Source organism: Methanospirillum sp., from assembly GCF_035406105.1.
Lineage (GTDB): Archaea > Halobacteriota > Methanomicrobia > Methanomicrobiales > Methanospirillaceae > Methanospirillum.
The window spans coordinates 1-6,010 of record NZ_DAONKG010000154.1 but is presented as its reverse complement, the minus strand read 5'-3'; the positions used below and the strand labels follow the sequence as shown (position 1 = coordinate 6,010).

Sequence of the window (6,010 nt, the reverse complement as noted above, 5' to 3'; positions counted from 1 at the left end):
CTCTGCCTCTGAGGAAGCGTTATCATTGTGTGGGTATCCACCAGATGCAACCCCTTCATTTGATGAGGTGGCAGATCTCATCCACCCTGATGACCGGCCCAGGATACGAGAATTATTTACCCATGCTCTCGCAACCGGCCAGCCCTATCAGACCGATATGCGGATTATCCTCCCGCAAACTGGCGAAGAAAAATATATCCTCACATTCGGAGAGATTGAAACAGATGATCAGGGCAGACCTGTCAGGGTATTTGGTGTCAATCAGGATATTACTGAGCTGAAAAAGGCATCATGTGCCCTGGCAGAACAAGAGGATCAGTTCAGAAAGATTATTGATAACCTCCCGATATCGATAAGCATTGTGACCCTGGACGGGATCATCCGGTACGCAAACCGCAAGGCAATGTCTCTGTTTGAATTTTCCAGTATGGATGAACTCTACCATACCAGGGCTCCTGATGTCTGGGCTGATCCCACACAGCGAAGGATGTGGTTGAATATTCTGCAGAATAAGGGTATTGTGTCAGATTTTGAGATGGAACTGAAGACCCCGTCGGGCAGGAGATTCTGGGCAATCGGATTTGGAATCTTAATAACCTATCACGGAGAGCAGTGCGTGCTCTCAGCCCACCATGATATCACTGACCGCAAACATGCAGAGGAAGAGCTCAAAAAGAGGGAAGAGCAGTACCGGTTCATCACCGAAAACTCAATTGATGTTATCTGGACCATGGATCTCTCCGGACGGTTTACGTATATCAGTCCGTCGGTCTGGCATCTCCGGGGATATACCCCTGAAGAGGTAATGGAAAGTTCATTGGAAGAGACAATAAGCCCAGAGTCGCTCCCTCTTGTACTGGACACAATTCAGCGTGCGCAGGAGATGATACAGCAGGGCCAAAAACCTCCACAACAAATACTCGAGGTTGAACAACCCTGCAAAGACGGGTCGACTGTCTGGACAGAAGTAATTGCCCGGACGCTCTCTGATAAATGGGGAGACCCAGTCGGGTTTATCGGGGTCAGCAGGGATATTACCAAACGGAAAAAAGCAGAGGAGGCTGTACGGGATAATGAAACGAAATTCATCTCAATATTTAACCAGACTCCGGACCCCGTCTTCATCATTGACCGTTTTGGAAAAATTCTCGAAATAAATCATGGATTTCATGCCATGTTCGGTCTTGGGGATGCCATGGTCCTGGGAAAACAACTAAACGAAATGCCAGTTTTATCACCCATTGCAGACAGGGATATCCTCACGATCCCTTCCGGAAAAGAGGGGGAAGTATTCCGAAAGGAGATGATTCTGACGAACGGGATGAATAAACCGATTATTGCAGAGGTTGCATGGTCAGGCATATACATCCATGGACAACCCTGCCAGCTGATTCAGATCCATGACATCAGTGCGATCAAAACAGCACATGATGCAGCTCAGAAAGCAAATAATAAACTCAATATTCTCTCAAGCATAACAAGGCATGATATCCTTAACCGGGTAATGATTGCATCCCTCTATTGTGATGAGATTAAAGAGTCTGTATCCGATCCCACGATACGAAAATACCTGAATACCATCTCGCAGGCATCGGCGGATATTGAACATCTTATCAGGTTTACCAAAGAATACCAGGATCTGGGAACCTCTGCCCCGGCATGGCAGCGGATTGCAACAATTCTGATCCAGCCACCTATCCGCAATCTTGCAAAAGATGTCAGAATTAAGTCCGATCCTGGCACCCTGGAGATTTATGCTGACCTCATGTTTGAGAAAGTGCTCTACAACCTGATCGAGAACTCCGTCCGGCATGGACAAAATCTTACCACAATTAGGGTCGGATACCAAATGACTGACGGAGATTGCGTGATTATCTATGAAGATGATGGCGGCGGTGTTGCTGATGATGAGAAGGATAAGATTTTTGAACGAGGTTATGGGAAAAATACCGGAATGGGGCTCTTTTTAATCAGAGAAATCCTCTCTATCACCGGCATTGGAATACGGGAGACCGGGACCTATGGGATCGGGGTCAGGTTTGAGATGAGGGTTCCAGCTGGAAAATGGCGGGTATGAAGATGATCAGTGTTGATCAGGGATGAAAGAGTGTGGGTATGAATATCCATATACCAAAACAAGCCCCGCCCATTCTTTTATCTGTGACGACAGCATGTGCAATCGGCCTTAGTTTTTATGCTCTCCTGTCCGGATGGACAACGATTTTCCAAAATGTATACTATTTTCCCATAATTATTGCCTGTGCCTTCTATTATGTACGGGGCTTTCTCTTTTCAGTATTTTTGTCTCTGGTTTATCTTGGGTGTATCAGTGTGTATACAAAGGACCCTGCGGTTCTGGGTGGTGCGGGTATCCGCGTCGTAATTTTTATTCTTGTGGCCGGCACCATTACCTACCTCTCTCTCCTGAAGGAGCAGGCAACATCAGATCTGGCAAAGAAAAATTTCGAACTCCAAGCAGCATATGAGCAGATACAAAGTTCTGAAGAAGAACTCAAAGAGCAACTGGAGGAGATATATGCAGCCCATCAGGAGATTTATAAACAGGAACACACGTTCCGGTTACTTTTTGAGCATAATATTGCAGGAATTGCGCTTCATGAGATTATCTGTGATGATACAGGAAACCCGGTGGACTATAGGTTTATAGATGTAAATCCTGCGTTTTTACAACAAACTGGACTAAAAAAAGAGGATATTATCGGAAAAACGGTACGTGAGGTTTTACCAGGGACTGAACAATACTGGATAGATATCTATGGAAAGGTTGCACTGACTGGTATTACGGCACATTTTGAGAATTTCAGTGGTGAACTAGACAAGTACTTCGAAGTCGCGGCGTACTCACCGCGTTATGGGCAGTTTGCAACGGTTATTCAGGATGTCACCGAACGGATTCATAATGAGATGCGCTTGAAAGAGACGAATGAATTCCTCGAAAAACTTATTACCTATGCCAATGTCCCTATCCTTGTCTGGGACGCTGCCTTTCATATTACCAGGGTTAACCATTCCTTTGAGCTTCTGAGCGGCTGGAATGCAGATGAACTGCTGGGAAAACCACTCGATGTACTCTTCCCGCCGGAGAGTGTCTCCTCCTCAATGGATCTTGTCAGGACAAACCAGGAGGGGTTCAGGTGGGATACTGTCAGCATACCGATTCAGCATCGGGATGGAAAAATGAAATACGTGGTATGGAACTCTGCCACTATTTCCAATACAGACGGCAGGCCGATTGCAACGGTTGCGCAGGGAAGGGACGTCACTCAGGAGATACTTCTTGAACAGGAGAAAGAGCAATTGACTCTCCAAATCCAGGAAAATATTGCAAAGCTTGCCATATTAAATGATGGTATCAGAAACCCGCTCTCCATCATCATCACACTTATCGAAATGACGGAGAATAAACAGTATGAATCACTGATTTCTGAACAGGTATCCCGTATTGATGAAATGATCAGAAATCTTGATATTGAATGGATAAATTCTTTAAAAATTCTTGAGTATTTACGAAAGCATCATTATGTTGGCAGGGAGTTGTACCTCCATGGATCAAAGACATCCACTCCGGGATGTCTGCATCATGCAGGTTCAGTTCTCAAAGGGATATCAAATCAGGATTCAGGTGAGATTGAACATATACTAAATGAGCAGCAGCAGAAAGAACCAGAGACCTTGAATCTGGAAAGATATCATCAATTCTTTGAGGATGCAACCATTGGCATATTCCAGATCTCTCCAGACGGGCAGATACTCATGATCAATGATGCGATGGCACGGCTGTTTGGATATGAAAACCAGGAGGAGATCATCAGGTTGAACATACGAATTGATCAGAACCTTTTTGAAAAACCTGAGGATGAGTTCAAACTTCATTATGAGCTTGCATCCGGAAGACCTGTCTTTTTAAAGCCAATTTCTTTTCGGAAAAAGGATGGAACCCTGTTTATCGGATCAGTCAATGCCCGGAGTGTTTCCGATGATACAGGCAGGATTATCAGATATGAAGGTACCGTCCTTGATATCACCGAACATAAGCGGATTGAACAGGCTGTGGCTGAGAGTGAAGAGCGGTTCCATAAAATTCTGGATCTTGTGCCGGATTTGATCTCAATCCATGACCCAGATATGAATATTGTGTACAGCAACTGGAATGGATTCGGACATGTTCCCTCTGATTTGAGAAAAACAGGTACAAGATGTTATTTTACATACCGGGGCCTTGATTTTGTCTGTCCGGATTGTCTGGCATCTACCGTTTTGAAGACCAAAAAACCGGTTGAGACTGTAGTAAAACTGCCTGAAGGATTATGGATTGACATTAGGGTAATTCCCCTCCTTGATGATCAGGGAGAGGTAATCCTCTTTATGGAATGGGTCAGGGATATCACGGAGAAAAAACTGGCCGAAGAGGAGCTTTTGGAGGAACAACAGAGGCTTGCAAGTATCATTGCCGGAACACGGGCAGGTACCTGGGAGTGGAATGTAAAAACCGGAGAGGTTATTATTAACTCTCTTTGGGCGGAGATGCTCGGCTATTCCAGGGAGGAACTCTCTCCGATCACCATACAGACCTGGGAACGGTTGACCCATCCTGAGGATCTTTCTTATGCGTATGAAAAAATCAGGGAGCATTTTGATAAAAAGTCACCCTATTATGAAGCAGAATTTAGAATGATCCATAAAAATGGTCAGTATGTGTATATACTTGACCGTGGCCAGGTATTAACGTGGGCTGATGATGGCTCGCCCCATATGATGTATGGCACCCATATCAATATTACCGAGAAGAAAAAAGCAGAAATAGCACTTTTTGAAGCGAACATGAAGTTAAACCTGCTTTCTGATATAACCAGACATGATATCAGAAATGCACTCAGTAGTCTTCTCATATTCCTTGATAAGATACGGCTCTCCTCATCTGCGAGCGATATTCAGAATGATATTGACCGGATTGAACAGATTGCACAGCTTATTCAGAGGGCAATTGAATTTACCCATGATTATCAGAATATAGGCGTAAAAAAAGCAGTTTGGCATGACATCGAGGCTTTGTTCCAATCAATGCATGAACAGCTCCACACACCAGCAATTCATTTCACCAATACCATCTCCGGTATCGAGGTCTATGCCGATCCGCTTCTTGAACGGGCAATTTATAATATTATTGAGAATGCTCTCCGTTACGGAGGTCAGGGAATATCTGAGATCAGAAGTTATGGGATATATACGAGTGATGATGAGTCCTTTTCATGGGTGATCGAAGATGACGGGGTCGGGATTAAAGAGAATGAAAAACCATATCTTTTTGAACATGGATATGGAAATAATACCGGGTTTGGATTATTTTTTACCAGAGAAATCCTGACAATAACCGGTATCAGCATCGAAGAGAACGGGATATTTGGATCAGGAGCACGATTTGAGATCCACATTCCACCGGGGAAATGGCGGAGAAAAAGTAAAAGTATCTTCGAGTAAATACCCTCTACTCTCACGTACTCCAGTATGCCTATAAAACTTCCTATCGGTATTCAGTCATTCTCCAGACCATTACCGAAGGGTATGCGTATGTTGATAAAACGCCATTCATTGCATCACTCGTAAAAACAGGTACGTATTACTTCCTGTCACGAACAAGTCGATTTTGAAAAAGCCTGTTTATTGACACTATAGATTGCTGCTTTTCAGGAAAGGGAGATCTGTTCTCAGGTTTATATCTTGGCACTTCTCAGTCGAAATGGGATTTCTCTCGCATATATCCGGTTCTTCGAATCGACTGGTCAGTATCTCCAGTCAGAACACGCAAAGAACTCCAAAGAAGAATACATGAAATTCTGGATACATGGGCATATCAGCATGGATATTCTCCCAGGGTACATTCAACGGGTGGCAAACTTGATGCCGTAATCAGAGCTATTGAAAAGACCACTGGTATGCAGATTGTGATTCTTATTGATGAATATGACAAACCTATCCTCGATACCCTGAA

General features: G+C 44.2%; 2 protein-coding genes and 1 pseudogene. All 3 read left to right on the top strand.

What is annotated here, in order from left to right:
- Positions 1–2,077: PAS domain S-box protein (locus tag PLA23_RS09560; RefSeq protein WP_324475007.1), on the top strand; the 2,077-nt coding region annotated here is incomplete at its 5' end.
- A 38-nt stretch (positions 2,078–2,115) separates the two neighbouring features.
- Positions 2,116–5,499, top strand: coding sequence for a PAS domain S-box protein (locus tag PLA23_RS09555; RefSeq protein WP_324475004.1), 3,384 nt, complete (start codon positions 2,116–2,118; stop codon positions 5,497–5,499).
- Positions 5,500–5,558: 59 nt separating this feature from the next.
- Positions 5,559–6,010 (top strand): annotated as a pseudogene (locus PLA23_RS09550) (AAA family ATPase); the annotation flags it as partial.